The sequence below is a fragment of the Micromonospora sp. NBC_00617 genome (assembly GCF_045161355.1).
Taxonomy (GTDB): Bacteria; Actinomycetota; Actinomycetes; order Mycobacteriales; family Micromonosporaceae; genus Micromonospora.
Genome location: NZ_CP107751.1, coordinates 4,395,649 through 4,417,185, shown reverse-complemented (window position 1 = coordinate 4,417,185; position 21,537 = coordinate 4,395,649). Strand labels below are relative to the sequence as shown.

The window sequence follows — 21,537 nt, the reverse complement described above, 5'->3', positions numbered from 1 at the left end:
CCGCGATCGGTCAGCCGGCCGTGCCACCGACGCGGCGCAGCAGCAGTTCCTGCAGATGCATCCGGGCGGCGTCGTCACCGCCGGTACGCCGTGTCCAGGTGCCGTCGCCGGCCAGCTCGAACGCGTCCACGTCCGGGCTCATCGCGGCGGTCAGCACGTGGTCCAGCTCGGCGCGGGCGACCGGATCGCTCACCTGCACCAGCGCCTCCACCCGCCGGTCCAGGTTGCGGTGCATCAGGTCCGCCGAGCCCATCCAGAACTCGGCCTCGCCGTTGTTGCCGAAGCGGAAGACCCGGGAGTGCTCCAGGAACCGGCCGAGGATCGAGCGGACCCGGATGTTCTCCGACAGCCCCGGCACCCCCGGACGCAGCGTGCACATGCCCCGGATGAGCAGGTCGACGTGGACGCCGGCCTGGGACGCCCGGTACAGCGCGTCGGTCACGCCTTCGTCGACCAGCGAGTTGACCTTGAACTGGACCAGGCCGGGCATGCCCAACCGGACGTGCGCGATCTCCCGCTCGATGCGTTCGATGAGGCCGCTGCGGATGCCCTGCGGGGCGACCAGCAGCCGCCGGTACGCGGTCTGCCTGCTGTAGCCGGTCAGCACGTTGAACAGGTCGGTGAGGTCCGCCCCGATCTCCGGGTCGGCGGTGAGCATGCCGAAGTCCTCGTACAGGCGGGCGGTCTTCGGGTGGTAGTTGCCGGTGCCGATGTGGCAGTACCGGCGGATCTGGTTGCCCTCCTGCCGGACCACCAGGGCGGTCTTGCAGTGCGTCTTGAGCCCCACCAGGCCGTACACCACGTGGCAGCCGGCGCGTTCCAGGGTGCGGGCCCAGCCGATGTTGGCCACCTCGTCGAAGCGGGCCTTCACCTCGACCAGCACCACCACCTGCTTGCCGGCGGCGGCCGCGTCGACGAGCGCGTCCACGATCGGCGAGTCACCGCTGGTCCGGTAGAGGGTCTGCTTGATGGCCAGCACGTTGGGGTCGGCGGCGGCCTGCTCGATGAAGCGCTGCACGCTGGTGGCGAACGAGTGGTACGGGTGGTGCACCAGGATGTCCCCGTCGCGCAGGGTGGCGAAGACGCTGCGCGGCACCTCGCCCTCGGCGAGCCGGGGGTGGGTGGCCGGCACGAACGGCGGGTCCTTGAGATCGGGGCGGTCGGCCTCGCCGTACACCTGCCAGAGCGCGGAGAGGTCCAGCAGACCGGGCACCCGCAGCACGTCCTGGTCGTCCATGTCCAACTCGCGGACGAGCAGCTCCAGCATGTGGTCGGAGATCGACGCGGCGACCTCCAGGCGGACCGGCGGGCCGAACCGGCGGCGAGCCAGCTCCCGTTCGAGGGCCTGGAGCAGGTCCTCGTCGCGGTCCTCGTCGACCTCCACCTCGGCGTTGCGGGTGACTCGGAACAGGTGGCACTCGACCACGTGCATGCCGCTGAACAGCTGACTCAGGTGCACCGAGATCAGGTCCTCCACCGGCAGCATCCGCACGCCCGGCTGGTCCCGGTCGACCCGCACGAAGCGCGGGACGTTGTTGGGCACCTTCACCCGGGCGAACAGCTCGGACCCGCCGTCCGGGTCCCGGACCGCCACCGCCAGGTTCAGGGAACGCCCGGAGATGTACGGGAACGGGTGCGCCGGGTCCACCGCGAGCGGGGTGAGCACCGGGAAGATGTGCTCCCGGAAGTAGGTGCGCAGTCGCTCCCGTTCGGGGTCGCCCAGGTCACCCCAGCGCAGTATGCGGACGCCCTCCTCGGCCAGCCGGGGCAGGACGTCGTCGACGAAGCAGGCGGCGTGTCGGGCGACCAGCTCGGCGGTCCGTTCGGCGATCAGCTCCAGCTGCGTGCGCAGGGGCAGCCGGTCGCCGCCGCGCACCGGCAGACCGGCGGAGAGCCGCCGTTTCAGGCCGGCGATGCGCACCATGTAGAACTCGTCGAGGTTGCTGGCGAAGATCGCGAGGAACTTGGCCCGCTCCAGCAGGGGGGTGCGCTGGTCCTCGGCGAGGGTGAGCACCCGCGCGTTGAAGTCGAGCCAGGACAGCTCCCGGTTGAGGAAGCGGTCCTCCGGCAGCGGGGGAGCGGCCGGTGCGTCGTCGTCCCCCTCGCCGCCCGTGGAGAGGTCGGTGGAGAGGCTGCCGGAGGGACCGGGCAGGGCTGCCCCGGCCGCCGGGCCGTCCGTCTCGGTGGGCGGCACGCCGGGTTCGATGACCTCGTCGAGCCCGGAGGAGGCCGCGCCCGGGTCGTCGGCGAGCGTGTCGGCACGGGCGGCGCCGGCCCGTTCGGCCCGGGACGGGCGGAAACGGCCGTCGGTGCCGCGAACGCGGGCGCCGTTGCGGGGGTCGGTGGCTGAAGGGGTGACCGGATGCTCGCGAGGGGTGCTCACCCGCTCATAATCACCCGAAGAGAGTTAACGCAAAATGAACTTGGCCTCGCGGGCTCAGTTCATCGTCGGCAATGTCACCCGGACGACCTCGCCGTCGGGATCGGTGTCGATGCGCACCCGCTGGCCGAGCCGGAGCAACCGCAGGCCGGAGGCGTCGAACGCCCGGGCGGGAAAGCGCAGCTCGGTGCCGTCGTCGAGCAGCAGGACACCGCTGCGCGTCGCCGCGTCGTAACTGGCCACCGTGCCCTGCATGCTGGCACCGTACACCGGCGCGGTCGGCTCGTTCAGCGCGCCGGGCAGCCGGCGGTGAGCAGCGCCGCGGTGCGCGGTCCCAGCCCCAGCCGGGCGGCCACGGTCAGGTCCTCGGCGGTGTCCACGTCCCGCCGCAGGCTGGGCCAGTCGCCGGTCAGCGGCAGCGCCCCACTCGCCGCGTGCGCCGCCGCCGAGCCGACGCCGAACCGTGGGTCGAGGTCGACGCCCGACGGCGCGGCGAGCAGCACCGTCCCAGAGCCGGGGGCGTCCGCCACGAACCGGCGTACCCCCTCGGTGTCGCGCTGGGCCGCGAGCAGCGCTTCGGCCAGTTCGGCCGGGCGCAGCGCCGGCAGGTCGGCGGTCAGCCCGGCCACCCACCGCCCCGGGGTTTGTGCCGCGCCGTGCCGGAACGCGGCGTTCAGGCCGGCGTCCGGCACGTCGGGCACCGTCCGCGCCCCGGCGGCGCGCGCCGCGGCCGCCACCCGGGTGTCGTCGGTCACCACCAGAGCCTCGGCGACCGCCGGGCAGGCCAGCACCGCGCGGAGCGTGTCGGCCGCCAGCGCCAGCGCCAGCTCCTCATGCGGTACGCCGGGCAGCGCGCCCCGCAGCCGGCTCTTGGCCGCGGCCAGACGCTTCACCGGCACCACCACGGCCCACCTCGGCTGACTCACGTCCGCAATCCTGCCAGCCGGACGACGGGACCCTCGCTGGCCGTACCGGGGGCGAGCAGGCATGATTTCCGCTGCGGGTGTCGCGGGTGGGGCTCGCGGCGGGTCGGGGCGCGACGAGGAGGCACAGTGGCACGGCGGAGGCTGGGGTTCTGGCAACGGTTCGCCGTGGGGCTGGTGAAGCCGGTGATGACCGTCTGGACCCGGCGGACCTGGCGCGGCCAGGAGCACCTCGCCAAGGACGGCGGAATGATCATCGTCGCCAACCACATCTCGCACGCCGACCCGTTGGTCTCCGCGCACTTCATCTACGACTCCGGACGGTGGCCGCAGTACCTGGGCAAGGCCAGCGTGTTCCGGGTGCCGGTGATCGGCTGGATTCTGCATCGCTGCCGGCAGATCCCGGTCGAGCGCGGCAGCGTGGACGCGGTCCGCTCGCTGGACAGGTCGGTCGCCGCGCTCGACGAGGGCGGCGCGGTGGTGATCTACCCGGAGGGCACCACCACCCGACAGCCGGACCTGTGGCCGATGAAGGCCAAGACCGGCGCCGCCCGGCTGGCGCTGGCCACCGGCGCCCCGGTGGTGCCGCTGGTGATGTGGGGCCCGGAGCGGATCTTCGACCCGCGAACCAGCCGGCTCAACCCACGCCCCCGGATCCCGGTGACCGTGGTGGCCGGCGAGCCGATCGACCTGAGCCGCTGGGCGGGCGCCCCGCCGACCCGGGTCACCCTCGAGGAGATGACGGACGCCATCATGCTGCGGCTGCGGGACATGCTCGTCGAGATCCGTGGTGGCACCCCGCCGCCGCTGTGGGAACGGCCGGTCCGACCGTCCGTCGAGCGTCCCCACGGTGAAGCGGCATGAGCGGCCACGTCGCGGTGCTGGGTGCCGGCTCCTGGGGCACCGCCTTCGCCAAGATCCTGGCCGACGCGGGGCGGGACGTCACCGTGTGGGCCCGCCGGGCCCCGGTGGCCGAGAGCATCCGCGCCGAGCGTCGCAACCCGGAATACCTGCCGGACCTGCTGCTGCCGGCCCGGGTCACCGCCACCACCGACGCCGCCGAGGCGATCAGCGGCGCCGAGGTGGTGGTGCTGGCCGTGCCCTCGCAGACCCTGCGCGGCAACCTCGCCGAGTGGGCCGGGCACCTGCACCCGGACGCCACCCTGGTGTCGCTGATGAAGGGCATCGAACTCGGCACCACCAAGCGGATGAGCGAGGTCATCGTCGAGACCGCCGGGGTGGCCGCCGATCGGGTGGTGGTGGTCTCCGGCCCGAACCTCGCACCCGAGATCGCCGCCGAACAGCCGGCCGCCACGGTGGTCGCCGGCACCAACGCCGACCGCGCCACGCTCGTGCAGTCGTCGATCCGGACGCCGTACCTGCGGCCGTACACCAACGACGACGTGATCGGCTGCGAGCTGGGCGGCGCGGTCAAGAACGTGATCGCGCTGTCGTACGGCATCGCCACCGCGATGGGCTTCGGCGACAACACCCGGGCCATGTTGATGACCCGAGGGCTGGCCGAGACGGCCCGCTTGGGCGTGGCCCTCGGCGCGGACCCGATCACCTTCGCCGGCCTGGCGGGCATGGGCGACCTCGTCGCGTCCTGCTCGTCCCCGCTGGCCCGCAACCGCACCTTCGGCGAGCACCTGGGCCGGGGCGAGACGCTGGAGCAGGCCCAGGCAGCGACCCGGCAGACCGCCGAGGGCGTGAAGAGCTGCCTCGCGATCCGCGATCTGGCGCGGGCGCACGGCGTGGAGATGCCGATCACCGAGCACGTCGAACGGATCTGCCACGAGGGGATGGACCCGCGTCTCGCCGTGGACACCCTGATGAGCCGAACCGCCAAGCCCGAGTCGTACGAGTGAGGAACCGATGAGGGAACTGGGAGACGGCACCCGCTGCGTGCGGGCCGGCCTGCCCGAGCCGGCGCCGGGTGACCCGTTCCTGCCGGGGCCGGTCTTCGCCGCGCCGTACCACCTCGACCCGTGGCAGGGCCAGGGCACGTCGCCGAACGGCTACGGCCGCCCCGACAACCCGACCCGTCGGCTGTTGGAGGCTGCCGTGGGCGAGTTGGAGGGCGGCGACTGCCGGGTCTTCACCAGCGGTCAGGCCGCCATCACCGGGACGCTGCTCACCCTGCTGCGCCCCGGGGACACCGTCATGCTGCCCTCCGACGGCTACTTCTCCGTCCGGGCGTTCGCCACCGCCGTGCTGGAGACGATCGGCGTACGGGTGGTCTTCGTGCCGACCGTGGGGCCGTACCCGACCTTCGAGGGCGTCCGGCTGGTGCTGGTGGAGACCCCGGCCAACCCGGGTCTGGACGTGGTCGACGTGGCCGCCCTCGCGGAGCGGGCGCACGCCGCCGGCGCCCTGCTCGCGGTCGACAACACCACGGCCACCCCGCTCGGGCAGCGCCCGCTGGACCTCGGCGCCGACCTGGTGGTGGCCTCCGGCACGAAGGCGCTCACCGGCCACTCCGACCTGCTGCTGGGCTACCTGGCCAGCCGGTCCGCCGAGGTGATCGAGGCGGTGACGCTCTGGCGTACCGCCACCGGCTCGGTTCCGGGAGCGTTCGACGCCTGGTTGGCGCACCGGTCGCTGGCGACCCTCGACCTGCGGCTGGCCCGGCAGAGCGCGAACGCCGCAGCCGTCGCCGACCTGCTGGCGGGTCGGCCGGACGTGACCGGTCTGCGCTGGCCGGGGTTGCCGGACGACCCCGCGTACGCGGTGGCCTCGGCGCAGATGCGCCGGATGCCCGGGGTGCTCTCGTTCGACCTGGGCGACGCCGACCGGGTGGCCCGCTTCGTCGAGGCCGCCCGGCTGGTGGCGGCGGCCACCTCGTTCGGCGGTCTGCACACCACGGCGGACCGGCGGGCGCAGTGGGGGGACGACACCGCCCCCGGCTTCGTCCGGCTCTCCTGCGGTGTGGAGGACACACCCGACCTGGTGGCCGACATCGCCGCCGCCCTGGACGCCGCCGGACCGGTCTGAGTTATCGTGTCCGCGGCCCACGAGTGCGGGCCTCGACCGGAGGAGGTGAGACCGATCCGCCAGCCATTAGGACCGGCGCTTCCTCCCGTGTCCACGCCGCTCTAGCGGCCTCGGGAGCGCCGGCGAGCGTTCCCGGAGGTTTTCTCATGCCCTTTCCCGCCGACCGAACCACCCTCGTGAGCCGGCTGCGCGCCGCCGGTTGCGTCTACGCCGAGGACGAGGCCGAGCTGTTGCTGGCCGCCGCGGACTCCCCGACGACGCTGGCCGACCTGACCGCCCGGCGCGTGGCGGGCGAGCCGCTGGAGTACCTGCTCGGCTGGGCCGAGTTCTGCGGTCTGCGGATCGCCGTCGACGCGGGCGTCTTCGTGCCGCGCGGTCGGACGGCCCTGCTGGTCGACGCCGCCGTCGAGCTGACCGGCCCGGCACCGGCAGTTGTCGACCTCTGCTGCGGCTCCGGGGCCACCGCTGTCGCGCTGGCCCGCCGGCTCGCGCCCCGCTGGCTGGCTGCCGTCGACATCGACCCGGCGGCGGTGGCGTGCGCCCGCCGCAACCTCGCCGGGCTGCCCGCCGAGGTGTACGAGGGTGACCTGTTCGCTCCGCTGCCGGCGCACTGGCGGGGGCGGCTCGACCTGGTGGTGGCCAACGCCCCGTACGTGCCGACCGAGGCGGTGGCGCTGATGCCGCCGGAGGCGCGGCTGCACGAGGCCCCGGTGGCGCTCGACGGCGGGCCGGACGGGCTCACCGTGCTGCGCCGGGTGGGCGCCGACGCGGCGCGCTGGCTGGCGCCCGGCGGCCACCTGGTGGTCGAGGCCGGCGAAACGCAGACCGACGCGCTCTGCGCGGCGTTCCATGCAGCCGGACTGGTGCCGACAGTACGACACGACGAGGACCTGGACGCCACGGCGGTGACAGCCGGCCGCCCAGGCTGATCCGCCCAGCAGCGCTGCGGCGGAGGTGCCTGGTTGACCCGCCCACTTGTTCGCGTCCTTTGCTCTGCTTCAACCGGCGCAACACTCGCGGCCGATTCGTGTTGCGCGGAGTGAAGCAGAGCAAAGGACGCGCGACAGCAGTCCGGGGCACCGGGGACAGTAACTCCGGATGTCACCGGAGCTCGGCTGGTACCCCCAGCCCCAGTTTCAGTGGGCGGGCGTGGCGGGGGAGCGGGGTTGGCACTAGCCTCGGCTCACACTCATGAGGGCGGGAGGCGGTTGCGGTGGGCAGCGCAGGTGTGCCGGTGGTCGTCGGCCTGGACAACGGCGGCACCAGCAACAACGCCACCGTCCTGACGGTGGACGGCAGGTTCCTGGTGGACGGGCTGCTGGAGATCCCGAGCGAGGTGCGCGCCGGGCCGGAGGCGGCGATCGAAGCGCTCGCCCAGGCGCTGGACGGGGCTCTGGCGCAGACCGGCGTCTCTCGTGACCTGGTCCGGGCGGTCGGGTTGGACACGCCCGGCCCGGCCAGCGCCACCGGCGTCATCTCGTCGCGCGGCTCGACCAACTTCTCCCAGCCGGCCTGGCGTGGTTTCGACGTGCGGGGCGCGCTCCAGCGGCGGCTCGGCCTGCCGGTGATCTACCACAACGACGGCAACGCGGCCGCGCTCTACGCCCACCACGTGTACTTCGGCGACGAGGCGATGACTCGGTCGTCGGTCTCCGCGATCGTCGGCACGGGCCTCGGCGGCGGGGTGGTCGAGAGCGGCAGGGTGATCGCCGGCGCCGCCGGCATGGCGGGCGAGCTGGGTCACGTGCACATCCCGCTGAACGGGCTGCTCGGCCCGGGTCAGCCGGAACCCACCTGCGCCTGCGGCTTCACCGGCGATGTGGAGAGCGTCGCCTCGCTGACCGGCATCGAGAACAACCTGCTGCCGTACTGGCTGACCCGCCACCCCGACCACCCGCTGGCCGCCGAGCCGGCGGCGCGGGCGGCGAAGCTGGTGCGGGGCTACGGCGAGCGGGGTGACGCGCTGGCCCGGGACCTCTTCACCCAGCAGGCGATGGCGCTGGGCCGCCTGTTCACCGTGGCGGCCAACTTCACCGATCCCCACGCGTACTTCGTGGGGGGCGGGGTGGTGGAGGCGGCGCCGGAGTTCCGCGACTGGTTCCTGGCGACCGTCCGCGAGCACACCGTCCTCCGCGAGGAGCAGGCTGCGGTGGCCACGTTCGCGCTGGTTCCGGACCGCGACATGGCCGGTGCCAGGGGCGTGGCGATCGCCGCCCTGGAGGCGCTGCGCGCCGTGCCGGAGCCCCGCCCGCTGGTCGCCTGAGTCTTCCCCCGCTCGTCGGCCGTGCCCGCCTGCCTTGGGCGTCCCCTCCCCGCCCGCGCCCCGCTGATCGGGCGGTGCGGGCCCGGTCAGCGGGGCGCGGGGGCGGGGTGGTCGCGCTCCGGTCAGCGGCGCGGCGGGGCCTGGGCGAAGGCGGCCCAGGCCGCCGGTTGGAACAGCAGGGCCGGGCCGGCCGGGTCCTTGGAGTCGCGGACGGCCACCAGTTCAGGGATCGTGGCCACCTCCACGCAGGCGCCCTCATCGCCGCTGCGGCTGCTCTTGCGCCACGCCGCCGTGGCCAACGCCGCTGTGATCGTCGGTGTCATCGGTCCTACCGTCCCTTCAGGACTGACAGGAGCATCGCCCGGCTGTCCGCCGGGCTGAGCGCCACGCTGCGCAGATGCTCCATGATCTTGGTGCAGGTACGCGTCTCGCCCGCGCGGTCGAGGATCATCTGACCGGCGACGGTCTCCACCGACGCGATGATCGGGTCCTCCGGGTCGGCGAACTCCAGGATGTGCAGCGAGCCCCGGGTGCCCCGGTGGTAACCGGCGGAGAGCGGGATCACCTGGACGGTGATGTTCGGCAGTTCGGCCATCTTGACGAGGTGCCGTAGCTGGCCGTCCATCACCGACTGGTCACCGACCGGGCGCAGCAGCGCGCCCTCGTCGATGATCGCGTCGAGGATGGGTGGGGTGTCGGCGGTGAGCCGCACCTGGCGGTCGAGTCGGACCTTGACCCGCTGCTCCACCAGTTCGTCGCCGAGGGTGTGCGGGCCGCCGCGCATCACGCCGCGGATGTAGTCGGCGGTCTGGAGCAGGCCGGGCACCACCGAGGGCTCGAAGTTGGCGATGGCGGTCGCCTCCGCCTCCAAGGCGATGAAGTCGATGGTGCGCGGGTCGAGCAGGTACGAGTACGACACCCACCAGCCCGGTTTGCGAGCGTCCTTGGCGAGCTGTACCGCGGCGGCCACCTCCTCGGAACCGGCCCCGTACGAGGTGAGCAGGGCACGCACGGTGGCCGGGCTGATCAGCGTCTGGGCGTTCTCATAGCGGGAGAGGGTGCTGCGGGTGCTGTTGATCTCATCCGCGGCGGTCTCCAGCGTCAGCCCGGCGGCTTCCCGGTATTGGCGCAGGGCGATGCCGAGCCGGCGGGCGCGGGCGGTCTTCGGTGCCATGCATCGATGGTCGCACACATTCATGGGAACGGGTACATGAGAGATAGCCGATGAGAGTTGCATTCATGGCTGTAGACGTGTCAATCTGTCATCGCGTCCTCACCGCCGGTTGTCGTGGCGACGGTGGTGGTGAGCGACCGGAGGGGATAGGGCGCGCGGCGATCGGGTTTCTCCCCCGTACCCGATCGTCGCGTGCCGCCCGTTCCAGCCCGCCGGAAGGAGACGACGTGCTCGCCGGTCCGAAGTCTCTCGCCCCGCAGCGCGAGGGCCCGCGATGACCCGCTTCCTGGTCGTCCTCACCGACGTGCGTCCCGTCGAGGGCGTCGACCGCAACGAACGCGTCACCCCCGAGCGCCGCCGCCAGGTGGTCGGCGCCAGCAGCAGGGAGGCCGCCGACCGGATCGCCGGCGCCTTCATGGCGCTGGGCATGGTGCGGGCCGGGCGGCAGCGGGTGAAGGTGATCGCGGTCGGCCGCCGGCACGCCGGGGACTGACCAGCCTCGGACATCCCGTCACGCACCGTATATACTCTGTTGACCGATTGCCGTGTCGTTTCGGGGCTCGCCGGGTATCGCCGCGCCTGATCGCCACGCACAGTAAGGTCAACCGGGTGAGCGCCACCGGCGAGCACGACCAGCCGCAGTCGCGTACAAAGAGGTGACCGGAGTGACCACCCCAGGCAAGACCCGCGTGGCGATCGTCTTCGGCGGCCGCAGCCCGGAACACGGCATCTCCTGCGTCAGCGCCGGCAGCGTGTTCGCCGCACTCGACCCGGACGAGTACGAGGTGGTGCCGGTGGGCATCACCCGCGCCGGCCAGTGGGTGCTGACCAGCGGTAACCCCGCCCAGCTCGCCATCAACGCCCGCCAGCTCCCGGAGATCACCGCCGAATCCGGGACGGACCTCGTGCTGCGCGCCGACCCGACCGGCAACGGGCTGATGGTGCTCGACCAGACCGAGGGCCCCCGGGCGCTGGCCGACGTGGACGTGGTCTTCCCGGTCCTGCACGGCACGTACGGCGAGGACGGCACCATCCAGGGCATGCTGGAGATGGCCGGCATCCCCTATGTGGGGGCGAACGTGTTCGCCTCCGCCGCCGCCATGGACAAGGAGTTCACCAAGAAGCTCTGCGCGGTCGAGGGCATCCCGGTCGGCGCGTACGCGGTGCTGCGCAACGGAATGACGCTCAGCGAGCAGGACAAGGAGCGGCTCGGCCTGCCGGTCTTCGTCAAGCCGTCCCGCGCCGGCTCGTCGTTCGGCATCACCCGCGTCACCGACTGGGCCGAGCTGGACGCGGCGGTCGCCGCCGCCCGGCAGTTCGACCCGAAGGTCATCATCGAGGCCGCGATCGTCGGCCGCGAGATCGAGTGCGGCGTGCTGGAGGGCGAGGCAGGCGGTGCCCCCGAGGCGTCCGTGCTGGCCGAGGTGCGGGTCGTCGCCGACCACGACTTCTACGACTTCGAGGCCAAGTACCTCGACGACTCCTGCGAGTACGACATCCCGGCCGGCCTGCCGGACAAGGTGACCCGCCAGGTGCGGGAGTACGCGGTCCGCGCGTTCACCGCCCTGGACTGTGCCGGCCTGGCCCGGGCCGACTTCTTCGTCACCCCCGAGCTGGACGTCTACCTCAACGAGATCAACACGATGCCCGGGTTCACCCCGACGTCGATGTTCCCCCGGATGTGGGCGGCCTCCGGCCTGGAGTACCCCAAGCTGGTCAACCGGCTGATCCGCACCGCCCAGCGGCGCGGCGTCGGCCTGCACTGAGCCGCCGAGGCGGCCCGGGTCAGCTCTTGTTGCAGCCGGACGGGACGTCGCCGCCGGAGGGCACCGTCGCAACGATCGTGCTGGAGATCGGCGCCGCCCACTGCAGCGCCTGCTCGTAGGAGCGCGGGATGCGTACCGTGACCGGCGTCTCCCGGTCGACAGTGGTGAGCACCGTCGCGTCGCCCTGTTCGGTCGGGTGCCAGCACACCGAGTTGACCCGCCACACCTCGTCGGTGGGCGGGAAGGTCGGCTCGGTGCCGCCGCAGGCCACGGTCAGGGCCGGATCGCCGTACGCGGCGTTCTGCTCCGGGCCGGCGGTGACCGGGCGCTGGGCCAGGTCGCGGATGCTCTCTGGCAGCTGCGAGACCAGGGCTCGGCACACCGTGGCCGGGCGGGCGGCCAGCGCCGGTGCGGCCATCTCCACGGGTGCCGTGGACTGTACCCGGGGGGTCGTCGCGGACGGGCTCGGCGCGGCGGCCGGCGTATCCGGGGAGAGCTTCGTGAACGCCAGCACGGCCACCAGCAGCGTGACCGGCAGGGCGATCAACGTGGCCAGCAGGGCCGCGCCACGGATCGTCCGGTCGCGTCCGGCCGGCGCGTCGGCGGCCGGGTCGTCGGTCTCGCGGTTACCGTCAGCCGGCTCGGGCGCGTCGCGCTTGCCGTCGTCGTCCAGAGCCGGTGAGGAGGAGGTCGTCATCTCGTCCACTTACAGCCGCACCACCGAACACGTGAGGGTGCGAGTGATGCCGGGCACCATCTGCACCTTGCTGACGATCAGTTTGCCGAGCTCGTCGACGGTGTTCGCCTCGGTGAGGACGACCACGTCGTACGGCCCGGTGACGGCGTCGACGCGTACCACGCCGGCGATGTCCGCGATGAGACCCGCCACGTCACGTGCGCGGCCGACCTCGGTCTGGATGAGGATGTACGCCTGTACCACGACTCGACCTCCGTCCGTCGCCGCCCAGGGGCGGCCCGAAGGGTGAAACTACCTTACGGACCAGGTCTGATCCCTATCGGTGGTCAAGGAGCAGCGGTGAGCGAGCACGGCGGTGCCGGGCAGTACGGGCCGAACGCCGGCGGTGGCGCCAGTGTGGCCGGGATCGGCGAGTTCGGGCTGATCGGGCGGATCACCGCCCGATTGGCGATGGGCCCGACGACCCTGCTCGGCCCGGGTGACGACGCGGCAGTGGTGGCCGCGCCGGACGCCCGGGTGGTCGCCTGCACGGACGTGCTGGTCGACGGGCGGCACTTCCGGCGGGACTGGTGCTCGGCGCGCGACGTCGGTCACCGGGCCGCGGCGGCCAACCTGGCCGACGTCGCGGCGATGGGCGCCACCCCGACCGCCCTGCTGGTCGCCCTCTGCATGCCCGCCGACCTCCAGGCGAGCTGGGCGGAGGGCCTGGCCGACGGGTTGGCCGCGGAGGCCGCCACGGTCGGCGCGAGCGTGGTCGGCGGGGACATGTCGGCCAGCCCCACCCTGACCATCGCGGTCACCGCGCTGGGTGACCTCGGCGGCCGGGCGCCGGTGGTGCGCTCCGGCGCCCGCCCCGGGGACGTGCTGGCCCTGGCCGGCCGCATCGGGTACGCGGCGGCCGGGCTGACCGTGCTCAGCCGGGGCTTCCGCACCCCCCGGCTGCTGGTCGAGGCGTACCGGCGGCCGCAGGTCGCCTACCCGTCCGGGCCGCAGGCCGCCCAGCTCGGCGCGACCTCGATGATCGACGTCTCGGACGGGCTCCTCGCCGATCTCGGGCACGTGGCCCAGGCCAGCGGTGTGGCGATCGACGTGCGTCGCGACGCGTTCGAGGTGCCCCGGCAGATGGCCGACGCCGCGCGGGCACTCGGCGTCGACCCGTACACCTGGATTCTGGCCGGTGGCGAGGACCACGCGCTGGCCGCGACCTTTCCCGCGACGGTGGCGTTGCCGCCGGAGTGGCGGCCCATCGGCCTGGTCACGGAGGGTGCCGGAGTGACGGTCGACGGCAGCGTCTACGACGGGCCCCGGGGCTGGGACCACTTCCGGTGACGCCGCGCGCCGGCCGTATTCTGGACACCGTGAGTGAGATCGAGATCCGGGTGGTGCGGTTCGACGCGCCGGTGGCGCAGCAGTTGATCCGGGCCGCGCTGGCCGACCTCGGTGCCCGCTACGGGGGCACCGGCGACGACACCCCGGTCGCCGCGAGCGAGTTCGAGCCGCCGGACGGCGCGTTCCTCGTCGCCTACCTGGCCGGTGAGCCGGTCGGCTGCGGCGGCTGGCGCAGCCACGGTGCGGACACCGCCGAGCTGAAGCGGATGTACACCGCCCCGGCGGCCCGTGGTCGCGGCGTGGCGCGGACGGTCCTCGCGGCCGTCGAGCGCTCGGCCCGTGAGCAGGGCCGCAAGCGGATGGTCCTGGAGTGCGGCGACAAACAGCCCGAAGCGATCGCCATGTACGCGTCCGCCGGCTATGACCGGATCCCGAACTTCGGCTTCTATAAGGACGCGGAGGGCTGCGTCTCCTTCGGCCGCACGCTCTGAGCGGCGGCGCTCACCCGGGTGCGGACACGACAGAGCCGGCGGACCGCAGGGGGCCGCCGGCTGAGCCGAACGAGAAGAGTTGGTGCTGCCGCGTCAGGCGCGGGTGACCTTGCCGGCCTTGATGCACGAGGTGCAGACCTGCAACTTCTTGGTGTTGCCGCCACCGGCCGGGGTACGCACCGACTGGATGTTCGGGTTCCAGCGGCGGTTGGTCCGCCGGTGCGAGTGGGACACGTTGTGGCCGAAGCCCGGTCCCTTGCCACAGACGTCGCACACGCTAGCCACGGGATACTCCTGGGATTGAAACGTTCATGAGGTCGCCGGCAGGCGCTGCCCGGGCAACCTGGTCAGGTTACCCGATGACCCGCCGACCCGGCCAACCGGCCCGGTCGGGCGGTCGTGCACGGCCCGGCCCGCGCCTGCTGGTGGGCCGGGTGGGCCGGCCCGGCGGCAACCGTACCGGAGGCGTCGGCCCGGCCCGGGAGCACCGTCGGACCGGGCGCGGACGGACACGCCGGACGAGTCCGCCGCGTGTCGGTGCGCAACAGTAGGCTTCTGGCCGTGCTGGACACCCTCGACGCCGCCGCGGTCCGCCGCTGGTGCGCGAGCGGGCTGGCCGCGCTCAAGCGCCACCAGGGCGAGATCGACGCGCTCAACGTCTATCCGGTGCCCGACGGTGACACCGGCACCAACCTGGTGCTCACCCTCACCTCGGCCCAGCAGGCCCTGTCGATGGACCTGGACACCCTCCCCGACAGCGGTCCCACCGCCCACGGGCACGCGCTGCGGCTGATGGCCCAGGGCGCGCTGCTCGGCGCCCGGGGCAACTCGGGGGTCATCCTGTCGCAGATCCTGCGCGGCTTCGCCGACGCCGTCGTCGCCGTGCCTTTGGTGCGCGGGCGGGCCCTGGCCGTCGCGCTGCGGGCCGCGACGGCCGCCGCGTACACGGCGGTCGGCCGTCCCGTGGAGGGCACCCTGCTCACCGTCGTCGCCGCGGCCGCCACCGGGGCCGAGCAGGTGGGCGGCGACGACCTGCCCGCGGTGGCGCGGGGCGCGGCGCGGGCGGCGACCGAGGCCCTGGCCCGCACGCCCGAGCAGCTGCCGGCCCTGGCCCGCGCGGGGGTCGTCGACGCGGGCGGGCGAGGGCTCTGCGTCCTGCTCGACGCCCTGGTCGAGGTGCTCACCGGGGAGAGCGCCAGCGGGCTCGCGCCGCCGCCGCGCACCGCCCGCCCGGCGGCCACCGTCGCGCGGGAGACCGGTTCCGAGGAGTACGCCTACGAGGTGCAGTTCCTGCTCGACGCCCACGCCGACGCGGTGGCCGTGCTGCGCCGGACCCTGGAGGCGCTGGGTGACTCGCTGGTCGTCGTCGGCGACGGGCGCGAGCCGGGCGGCACCTGGAACGTGCACGTGCACGTCAACGACGTGGGCGCGGCGGTCGAGGCGGGGGTCGCCGCCGGCCGCCCGTACCGGATCTCGGTGACCCGCTTCGCCGACCAGCCGGAGCCGTCCGGGGGCACGACCGAGGACGGTCGGGCCGCCGTGGTGGTGGCCACCGGCAGCGGGATCGCGGAGCTGTTCGCCGCCGAGGGCGCGACGGTGGTGCCCGGCAACCCGTCCACGGGCGAGCTGCTGGACGCCGTGCGCGGCACCGGGGCGTCCCGGGTGGTGGTGCTGCCCAACGACCCCAACACGGAGGCGGTCGCGAGCGCGGCGGCCCGCGAGGCACGCCGGCACGGCATCAAGGTGAGCGTGGTGCCGACCCGGTCGCCGGTGCAGGCCCTCGCGGCCCTGGCGGTCCGCGACGGCACCCGCCGCTTCGAGGACGACGTGATCGCGATGGCGGAGGCGGCCGGCGCCTGCCGCTACGCCGAGGTCTGCCACGCCAGCCGGGAGGCGCTGACGGTCGCCGGCCCCTGCCGCCCCGGCGACGTGCTGGCGCTGGTCGAGGGGGAGGTGCACCTGATCGGCACCGATCTCACCGACACCTGCGCTGCCGTGGTCGACCGGATGCTCGGCGGTGGCGGGGAGCTGGTCACCCTGCTGGCCGGGCTGGACGCCCCCGCCGAGCTCACCGATGCCGTCCGCGCGCACGTCGCGCGGCGCTGGCCGTTCGTCGAGGTGCAGGCGTACCCGGGCGGCCAGCCGTTCTATCCGCTTCTGGTGGGGGTCGAATGAGCGAGCCGGCCACGGTGGACACCCCGTTGAAGAAGCTCGTCGGGGACAAGACGGCCAAGGCGTTGGCCGCCCACCTCGACCTGCACACCGCGGGTGACCTGATCTACCACTTCCCGCGCCGCTACGACGAGCGCGGCGAGCACACCGACATCCGGTCGCTGGACGTCGGTGAGCAGGTCACCGTGCTGGCCCAGGTGCAGCGCACCGCCGTACGGCCGATGCGCCAGCGCCGGGGCAACCTGCTGGAGGTGACCGTCGGCGACGGCTCCGGCGGCCTGCTGACGCTGACGTTCTTCGGCAACCAGGCGTGGCGCGAACGGGAGCTGCGTCCGGGCCGGTGGGGGCTGTTCGCCGGCAAGGTCACCGAGTTCCGGAGCAAACGCCAGCTCAACGGCCCGGAGTACGTCCTGCTCGGCGAGGGGGGTGAAGGCGAGGCGGCGGTCAGCGACGAGATCGAGGAGTTCGCCGGTGCGCTGATCCCCGTGTACCCGGCGGCGGCGGCCGTCCCGACCTGGGTGATCGCCCGCTGCGTACGGGTCGTGTTGGACACGTTCACCCCGCCGGACGACCCACTGCCGGCCGCCGTGCGCGCCAGCCGCAACCTCGTCGACCTGGGCGCGGCGCTGCGGGAGATCCACCGGCCGTCCACGAAGGAGGCCCTGTACCGGGCCCGGCGGCGGCTCAAGTGGGACGAGGCGTTCGCCGTCCAGGTGACGCTGGTGCAGCGCAAGCATCGGGCCGCCGACTGGCCGGCCCGGCCCCGTCCGCCGCGCACGGGTGGGCTGCTGGCCGCGTTCGACGCCCGTCTGCCGTACGAGCTGACCGCCGGCCAGCGCGAGGTGGGCGCGGAGATCGCCGCCGACCTGGCCGCCGCGCACCCGATGCACCGGTTGTTGCAGGGCGAGGTCGGCTCGGGCAAGACGGTGGTGGCGCTGCGGGCCATGCTCCAGGTGGTCGACGCGGGCGGGCAGGCCGCGCTGCTGGCCCCCACCGAGGTGCTGGCCGCCCAGCACTATCGGGGCATGCTCGACCTGCTCGGGCCCCTCGGGCGGGCCGGTGAGCTGGATTCCGCCGAGCACGCCACCCGGGTGGAGCTGGTCACCGGCTCGCTGGGCGCGGCAGCCCGCCGCCGGGCGCTCGCCGAGGTGGCCAGCGGCAACGCCGGGATCGTGCTCGGCACCCACGCGCTGCTCTACGAGGGCGTCGACTTCGCCGACCTCGGCCTCGTGGTGGTCGACGAGCAGCACCGCTTCGGCGTGGAGCAACGCGACGCGCTGCGCGCCAAGGCCGACCAGCCGCCGCACACGCTGGTGATGACGGCCACCCCGATCCCGCGCACGGTGGCGATGACCGTCTACGGCGACCTGGAGGTGTCCACTCTCTCCCAGCTGCCCCGGGGCCGGTCGCCGATCGCCTCGCACGTGGTGCCGGCCGCCGAGAAACCGGCCTTCCTCGACCGGGCGTGGCGGCGGCTGCGCGAGGAGGTGTCCGCCGGCCACCAGGCGTACGTGGTGTGCCCGCGAATCGGGGACGGCCCGACGTCCGACGAGGAGCCGCCACCCGAGGACGACAACGGTCGCCGACCGCCCCTCGCCGTGACCGAGGTGGCCCCGCTGCTGGCCGAGGGGCCGCTGCACGGGCTGCGGATCGGGGTCCTGCACGGCCGGCTGCCCGCCGACGAGAAGGACGCGGTGATGCGCTCCTTCGCGGCCGGCGACCTGGACGTGCTGGTGGCGACCACGGTGATCGAGGTCGGCGTGGACGTGCCGAACGCCACCGTGATGATCGTGCTGGACGCCGACCGGTTCGGTGTCTCCCAACTGCACCAGCTGCGTGGTCGGGTCGGCCGGGGTGCCGCCGCCGGGCTCTGCCTGCTGGTCAGCGAGGCCGCCGAGGGCTCGTCGGCGCGGGAACGGCTGGACGCGGTGGCGTCCACCAGCGACGGTTTCAAGCTCGCCGAGCTGGATCTGGAGCAGCGTCGCGAGGGTGACGTGCTGGGGGCCACCCAGTCCGGGCACCGCTCGCACCTGCGCCTGTTGTCCCTGCGACGCGACACCGACCTGATCCGCGACGCCCGCGCCGAGGCGATCACCCTCATCGAGGAGGACCCGGAGCTGACCCGCAACCCGGCGCTGGCCGCGTCGGTCGCCGCGCTCGTCGACGAGGACCGCGCGGAGTACCTGGAGAAGGGCTGAGGCCCGAGCGGTCCTAGGAGGCGGGTCGGGCGATGGCGAGTTCGTCGCGTTGCAGGATCGAGCCCTGTAGCTGCTGGAGACGCCCGGATGGCTCGATGCCGAGCGGTGGCGATGTTGGTGACCCCGCTTACCCACCGACGACCCTGCTCACCGCTCGCAGTTCCCAAGGGACGGGTCGTGCTGCCTGTGTGAACACCGCGAAGCAGTGGCGGACCGCTCAGGTCACCAGGCCGCGGCGGTACGCGTACACCACGGCCTGCACCCGGTCGCGCAGGTCGAGCTTGGTGAGGATGCGGGACACGTACTTTTTGACCGTCTCCTGGCTGATCACCAGCCCCGCTGCGATCTCGCTGTTGGACAGGCCCTCCGCGATGAGCCGGAGCACCTCCATCTCGCGCGGGGTCAGCGCGCCGCCGTCCGGGTCGCCCTCGGCCGGGCGGACGCGGGCCGCGTACCTGCCCACCAGCTGCCGGGTCACCTCCGGGGCCAGGAGCGCGGCGCCGGTCGCGACCGTGCGGATGCCGTTGAGCAGCTGCGCCGGTGGGGCGTCCTTGAGCAGGAAGCCGCTGGCGCCCGCGCGCAGCGCCTCGTAGACGTACTCGTCGAGGTTGAACGTCGTCACCACGAGGACCTTCACCGGCTCGGGGACCCCGGCGCCGGCCAGCAGGCGGGTCGCCGCGATGCCGTCGAGCACCGGCATCCGCACGTCCATCACCACCACGTCCGGCCGGAGCCGGGCGGCCAGGCCGACGGCCGCGCGCCCGTCGCCGCACTCGCCGACGATCTCCAGGTCGGGCTGGGCGTCGATGATCGTCGCAAAGCCGGCGCGGATCAGTTCCTGGTCGTCGCAGACCAGCACGCGGATCGGCGCGGTCATGACGAGTTTCCGGCCGGGATCCGGGCCCGCACGAGGAAACCGCCGCCGGTCTGCGCGCCCGCGCTGAAGTCGCCACCGAGGACGGTGACCCGCTCGCGGAGCCCGGCGAGCCCGCGCCCGCTGCCGCCCGGGGACGCGCCGCCGGATCCGGGGCCGTCGGTGCTGATCTCCACGGTCGTCTCCCCCTCCCCGTGGTGAACGTGAACCCTGGTCCGGCTGCCCTGCGCGTACTTCAGCGCGTTCGTCAGCGCCTCCTGCACCACCCGGTACGCCGCCACCTCGGCGCTGCCGGTGGCGGCCGGCGGCGTGCCCTCCCGGACGAACTCGACCGGCTGCCCGGCCTGCCGGGTCTGGTCGACCAGGGCGTCCAGGTCGCCGACGGAGGGCGTACGCGGGTCGCCGGTGCTGTGATCCGGGTTGAGCAGGTCGAGCAGCTGCCGCAGGTCGCCGACGGCCCGGCGGCCAGTGCCGGTGATCGCGGTCAGGGTCTGGTCCAGCTTGTCCGGGGCGCCCGTCAGGTAGCGCGCCGCCTCGGCCTGCACGACCATCGCCGTCACGTGGTGGGTGACGACGTCGTGCAGCTCCCGGGCGATGCGCGTGCGCTCCGCCGTACGGGTGGTGGCCTCGACATGGCGGCGGCGTTCCGCCTCGGCGGCCCGGTTCTGGCGCAGCCACGCCCCGATTCCCCACGCGAGCGCCAGCAGCAGGTAGAAGGTGGTGAACCCGGCGACGCCCTCACTGGAGCCGAGCCGGTCGAGGGAGACCGCCAGGGCCACGTACGCCGCCGAGGCGAGCCCCGCGACGACCCAGCGGCGCCGTTCCAGGTGGGCGCTGGCGCTGATGAGCGCGATGGCCAGTGCCGTACCCGCGATCGTGTGGTAGCCGCGGAGCTGGTCGATCGCGAAGCCGAGCGACACCAGCGCGAGGCAGACGACCGGCCATCGACGGCGTACGGCCAGCGGCAGGCACTCCAGGGCGACGACACCGACGGTCAGCGCGTCATACGGGCGGCCCGGGAGGTCGCCGAGCTGCGTACCGTGCCGCTCCAGGGCCGGGACCACCGCCGCGAGGGCGAGGGCGAGGGCGAACGGGAGATCCCGGACCGTGACCGGCCACTGCCGCCACAGATCCGGGAGCCTCCGGAGCGTGGTCACCGGGAGACTGTAGCGGTTGCCGGGGCCTGCGCCGTGCGGCGGCGGCGGCGCGGGACGATGTGCCCGCGGCGCTTGGCCAGCCACAGGAACACCACGGTCAGCACCACGCCGGCCAGCACCGCGTACAGGCTGCCCTCCGGCCCGAAGCTGCCACCGCTCAGCGCGACCGGCCCCGACGTCGAGGCCTCAAGCAGCCCCTTCGACTCGCCGTTACCCGAGACCACGACGCTGAAGATACCGCCGGCGGCGAAGTTCCAGCCGAAGTGCAGGCCGATCGGGAGCCACAGGTTCCGGGTGGCGGCGTAGCAGGCGGCCAGCATGAACCCGGCCTCGATCGCGATGGCGGTCGCCCCCCACAGGGTGGCGTCCGGGTTCGCCAGGTGCATCGCGCCGAACACCACGCCGGTCAGGGCGAGGGCGATCCAGGTGCCCGTACGCTCCTCGATGATCCGGAACAGCACCCCCCGGAACAGTAGCTCCTCGGTGACGGCGGCGGCCGCCATGAACCCGAGCAGACCCAGCGCTCCCGTCGGTGAGCCCCAGCTCTCGACGTGGTAACCGCCGACGAACGCGATGGTGGCGATGACGGCCGCGAACATGGCGAAGCCGATGAGCGTCCCGCGGCCCAGCTTCCCGCCCCAGCCGTCCCGGCCGAGCTCGGTCGGCTCGCGGCGCTCGGTGCGCCGCACGACCCACCGGTATACGACCACGCCCAGCACCGCCGTCAGAGCGCCGATCACCAGGGTGAGGAAGAAGCTGCCCTCGACGGCGGCGATGCTCTTCCCGCCGACGAGGGTGACGGCGGCGACGGCGAGAAGCTGTTTGACGAATCGCATGATGACTCCTTCGCAGACCGCGAACGGAGCGCCGCGGACACGAAGAAACCTATGGAGTTTCGCCGCCACAATCGTCACCGTGCGGTGGACACTTGCGGGTAGCTCGCACGAGGGACAAGACCCAGGGCCCCGGCAGAGTCGTTAGGTGATGCCGAGTAGTGCCAGGGGGCGGGTGCCGTCGCGGGCGTGGTGCCGGTTGGCGGCGGCGATCCTGCTGCCATCAACAGCGGCGCTTCTACCCCAAGCCACACAGGTCAGATACCTCACGACTTTGCCGGGGCCC

22 protein-coding genes are annotated in these 21,537 nt (G+C 73.4%); 11 read left to right on the top strand and 11 right to left on the bottom strand.

Annotated elements, in window-relative coordinates; all coding sequences use genetic code 11:
* Positions 1–10 precede the first annotated feature (10 nt).
* From OG505_RS20190 to cofC, 3 genes are read right to left on the bottom strand one after another with little or no spacing between them, the layout of a single operon-like run.
* On the bottom strand, positions 11–2,383 hold the full coding sequence (locus tag OG505_RS20190) for an RNA degradosome polyphosphate kinase (protein ID WP_405426535.1): 2,373 nt from the start codon (positions 2,381–2,383) through the stop codon (positions 11–13).
* A 54-nt stretch (positions 2,384–2,437) separates the two neighbouring features.
* Positions 2,438–2,635 carry a cold-shock protein gene (locus OG505_RS20185; RefSeq protein ID WP_007456426.1) on the bottom strand — a complete coding sequence of 66 codons (198 nt, stop codon included), beginning with the start codon at positions 2,633–2,635 and terminating at the stop codon, positions 2,438–2,440.
* Positions 2,636–2,667: 32 nt separating this feature from the next.
* On the bottom strand, positions 2,668–3,306 hold the full coding sequence (cofC, locus tag OG505_RS20180) for a 2-phospho-L-lactate guanylyltransferase (RefSeq protein WP_405426533.1): 639 nt from the start codon (positions 3,304–3,306) through the stop codon (positions 2,668–2,670).
* A gap of 126 nt (positions 3,307–3,432) precedes the next feature.
* Here cofC and OG505_RS20175 point away from each other — a divergent pair, with 126 nt between their 5' ends.
* From OG505_RS20175 to OG505_RS20155, 5 genes are all read left to right on the top strand, one after another.
* Positions 3,433–4,167 (top strand): lysophospholipid acyltransferase family protein, encoded by a 735-nt coding sequence (locus OG505_RS20175; protein ID WP_405426531.1) that lies wholly within the window; start codon positions 3,433–3,435, stop codon positions 4,165–4,167.
* A complete protein-coding gene (locus tag OG505_RS20170) occupies positions 4,164–5,171 on the top strand; it encodes an NAD(P)H-dependent glycerol-3-phosphate dehydrogenase (protein WP_405426529.1) in 1,008 nt (335 codons plus the stop codon). Before OG505_RS20175 ends, OG505_RS20170 begins: the two co-directional genes overlap by 4 nt.
* Before the next feature lie 7 nt (positions 5,172–5,178).
* Complete coding sequence (locus OG505_RS20165) at positions 5,179–6,297, top strand: cystathionine gamma-lyase (protein WP_405426527.1); 1,119 nt, start codon at positions 5,179–5,181, stop codon at positions 6,295–6,297.
* Positions 6,298–6,443: 146 nt separating this feature from the next.
* A complete protein-coding gene (locus tag OG505_RS20160; RefSeq protein ID WP_405426525.1) occupies positions 6,444–7,226 on the top strand; it encodes a putative protein N(5)-glutamine methyltransferase in 783 nt (260 codons plus the stop codon).
* Positions 7,227–7,510: 284 nt separating this feature from the next.
* Positions 7,511–8,560: an ROK family protein gene (locus OG505_RS20155; protein WP_405426523.1), complete on the top strand. Its 1,050-nt coding sequence runs from the start codon at positions 7,511–7,513 to the stop codon at positions 8,558–8,560.
* A gap of 122 nt (positions 8,561–8,682) precedes the next feature.
* Here the strand turns inward: OG505_RS20155 and OG505_RS20150 are convergent, their stop codons facing one another.
* Positions 8,683–8,883 (bottom strand): DUF397 domain-containing protein, encoded by a 201-nt coding sequence (locus tag OG505_RS20150; protein WP_405426521.1) that lies wholly within the window; start codon positions 8,881–8,883, stop codon positions 8,683–8,685.
* Between the two features lie 5 nt (positions 8,884–8,888).
* Positions 8,889–9,734, bottom strand: coding sequence for a helix-turn-helix domain-containing protein (locus tag OG505_RS20145; protein ID WP_405426519.1), 846 nt, complete (start codon positions 9,732–9,734; stop codon positions 8,889–8,891).
* A gap of 274 nt (positions 9,735–10,008) precedes the next feature.
* On the opposite strand from OG505_RS20145, the gene OG505_RS20140 reads away from it, so the two are divergent.
* On the top strand, positions 10,009–10,227 hold the full coding sequence (locus tag OG505_RS20140) for a hypothetical protein (protein ID WP_234591403.1): 219 nt from the start codon (positions 10,009–10,011) through the stop codon (positions 10,225–10,227).
* A 172-nt stretch (positions 10,228–10,399) separates the two neighbouring features.
* Positions 10,400–11,500 (top strand): D-alanine--D-alanine ligase family protein, encoded by a 1,101-nt coding sequence (locus OG505_RS20135; RefSeq protein WP_405426517.1) that lies wholly within the window; start codon positions 10,400–10,402, stop codon positions 11,498–11,500.
* A 19-nt stretch (positions 11,501–11,519) separates the two neighbouring features.
* Here OG505_RS20135 and OG505_RS20130 read toward each other — a convergent pair whose 3' ends face one another.
* Complete coding sequence (locus OG505_RS20130) at positions 11,520–12,197, bottom strand: DUF3515 family protein (RefSeq protein ID WP_405426515.1); 678 nt, start codon at positions 12,195–12,197, stop codon at positions 11,520–11,522.
* A 9-nt stretch (positions 12,198–12,206) separates the two neighbouring features.
* A complete protein-coding gene (locus OG505_RS20125; RefSeq protein ID WP_007456453.1) occupies positions 12,207–12,440 on the bottom strand; it encodes an Lrp/AsnC ligand binding domain-containing protein in 234 nt (77 codons plus the stop codon).
* Between the two features lie 153 nt (positions 12,441–12,593).
* Between OG505_RS20125 and OG505_RS20120 the strand changes: the two genes are divergently transcribed.
* A complete protein-coding gene (locus tag OG505_RS20120) occupies positions 12,594–13,526 on the top strand; it encodes a thiamine-phosphate kinase (protein ID WP_405434615.1) in 933 nt (310 codons plus the stop codon).
* A 29-nt stretch (positions 13,527–13,555) separates the two neighbouring features.
* Positions 13,556–14,017, top strand: coding sequence for a GNAT family N-acetyltransferase (locus OG505_RS20115; RefSeq protein ID WP_357494249.1), 462 nt, complete (start codon positions 13,556–13,558; stop codon positions 14,015–14,017).
* A 93-nt stretch (positions 14,018–14,110) separates the two neighbouring features.
* On the opposite strand, the gene rpmB is transcribed toward OG505_RS20115, so the two are convergent.
* Positions 14,111–14,302 carry a 50S ribosomal protein L28 gene (gene rpmB, locus OG505_RS20110; protein WP_007456456.1) on the bottom strand — a complete coding sequence of 64 codons (192 nt, stop codon included), beginning with the start codon at positions 14,300–14,302 and terminating at the stop codon, positions 14,111–14,113.
* A gap of 276 nt (positions 14,303–14,578) precedes the next feature.
* Here rpmB and OG505_RS20105 point away from each other — a divergent pair, with 276 nt between their 5' ends.
* Positions 14,579–16,192: a DAK2 domain-containing protein gene (locus tag OG505_RS20105; protein ID WP_405426512.1), complete on the top strand. Its 1,614-nt coding sequence runs from the start codon at positions 14,579–14,581 to the stop codon at positions 16,190–16,192.
* Complete coding sequence (gene recG, locus OG505_RS20100; RefSeq protein ID WP_405426510.1) at positions 16,189–18,387, top strand: ATP-dependent DNA helicase RecG; 2,199 nt, start codon at positions 16,189–16,191, stop codon at positions 18,385–18,387. Before OG505_RS20105 ends, recG begins: the two co-directional genes overlap by 4 nt.
* 217 nt (positions 18,388–18,604) lie before the next feature.
* Here recG and OG505_RS20095 read toward each other — a convergent pair whose 3' ends face one another.
* Genes OG505_RS20095 through OG505_RS20085 form a run of 3 tightly spaced genes read right to left on the bottom strand, consistent with a single transcriptional unit; the run spans position 18,605 to position 21,254 of the window.
* Positions 18,605–19,264 carry a response regulator gene (locus OG505_RS20095; RefSeq protein ID WP_405426508.1) on the bottom strand — a complete coding sequence of 220 codons (660 nt, stop codon included), beginning with the start codon at positions 19,262–19,264 and terminating at the stop codon, positions 18,605–18,607.
* Positions 19,261–20,418 carry a sensor histidine kinase gene (locus OG505_RS20090; RefSeq protein WP_405426506.1) on the bottom strand — a complete coding sequence of 386 codons (1,158 nt, stop codon included), beginning with the start codon at positions 20,416–20,418 and terminating at the stop codon, positions 19,261–19,263. The genes OG505_RS20095 and OG505_RS20090 overlap by 4 nt, the downstream gene beginning before the upstream one ends.
* Positions 20,415–21,254, bottom strand: a complete 840-nt coding sequence (locus OG505_RS20085) for a CPBP family intramembrane glutamic endopeptidase (RefSeq protein ID WP_405426504.1) — start codon at positions 21,252–21,254, stop codon at positions 20,415–20,417. Before OG505_RS20085 ends, OG505_RS20090 begins: the two co-directional genes overlap by 4 nt.
* Between the last annotated feature and the right edge of the window lie 283 nt (positions 21,255–21,537).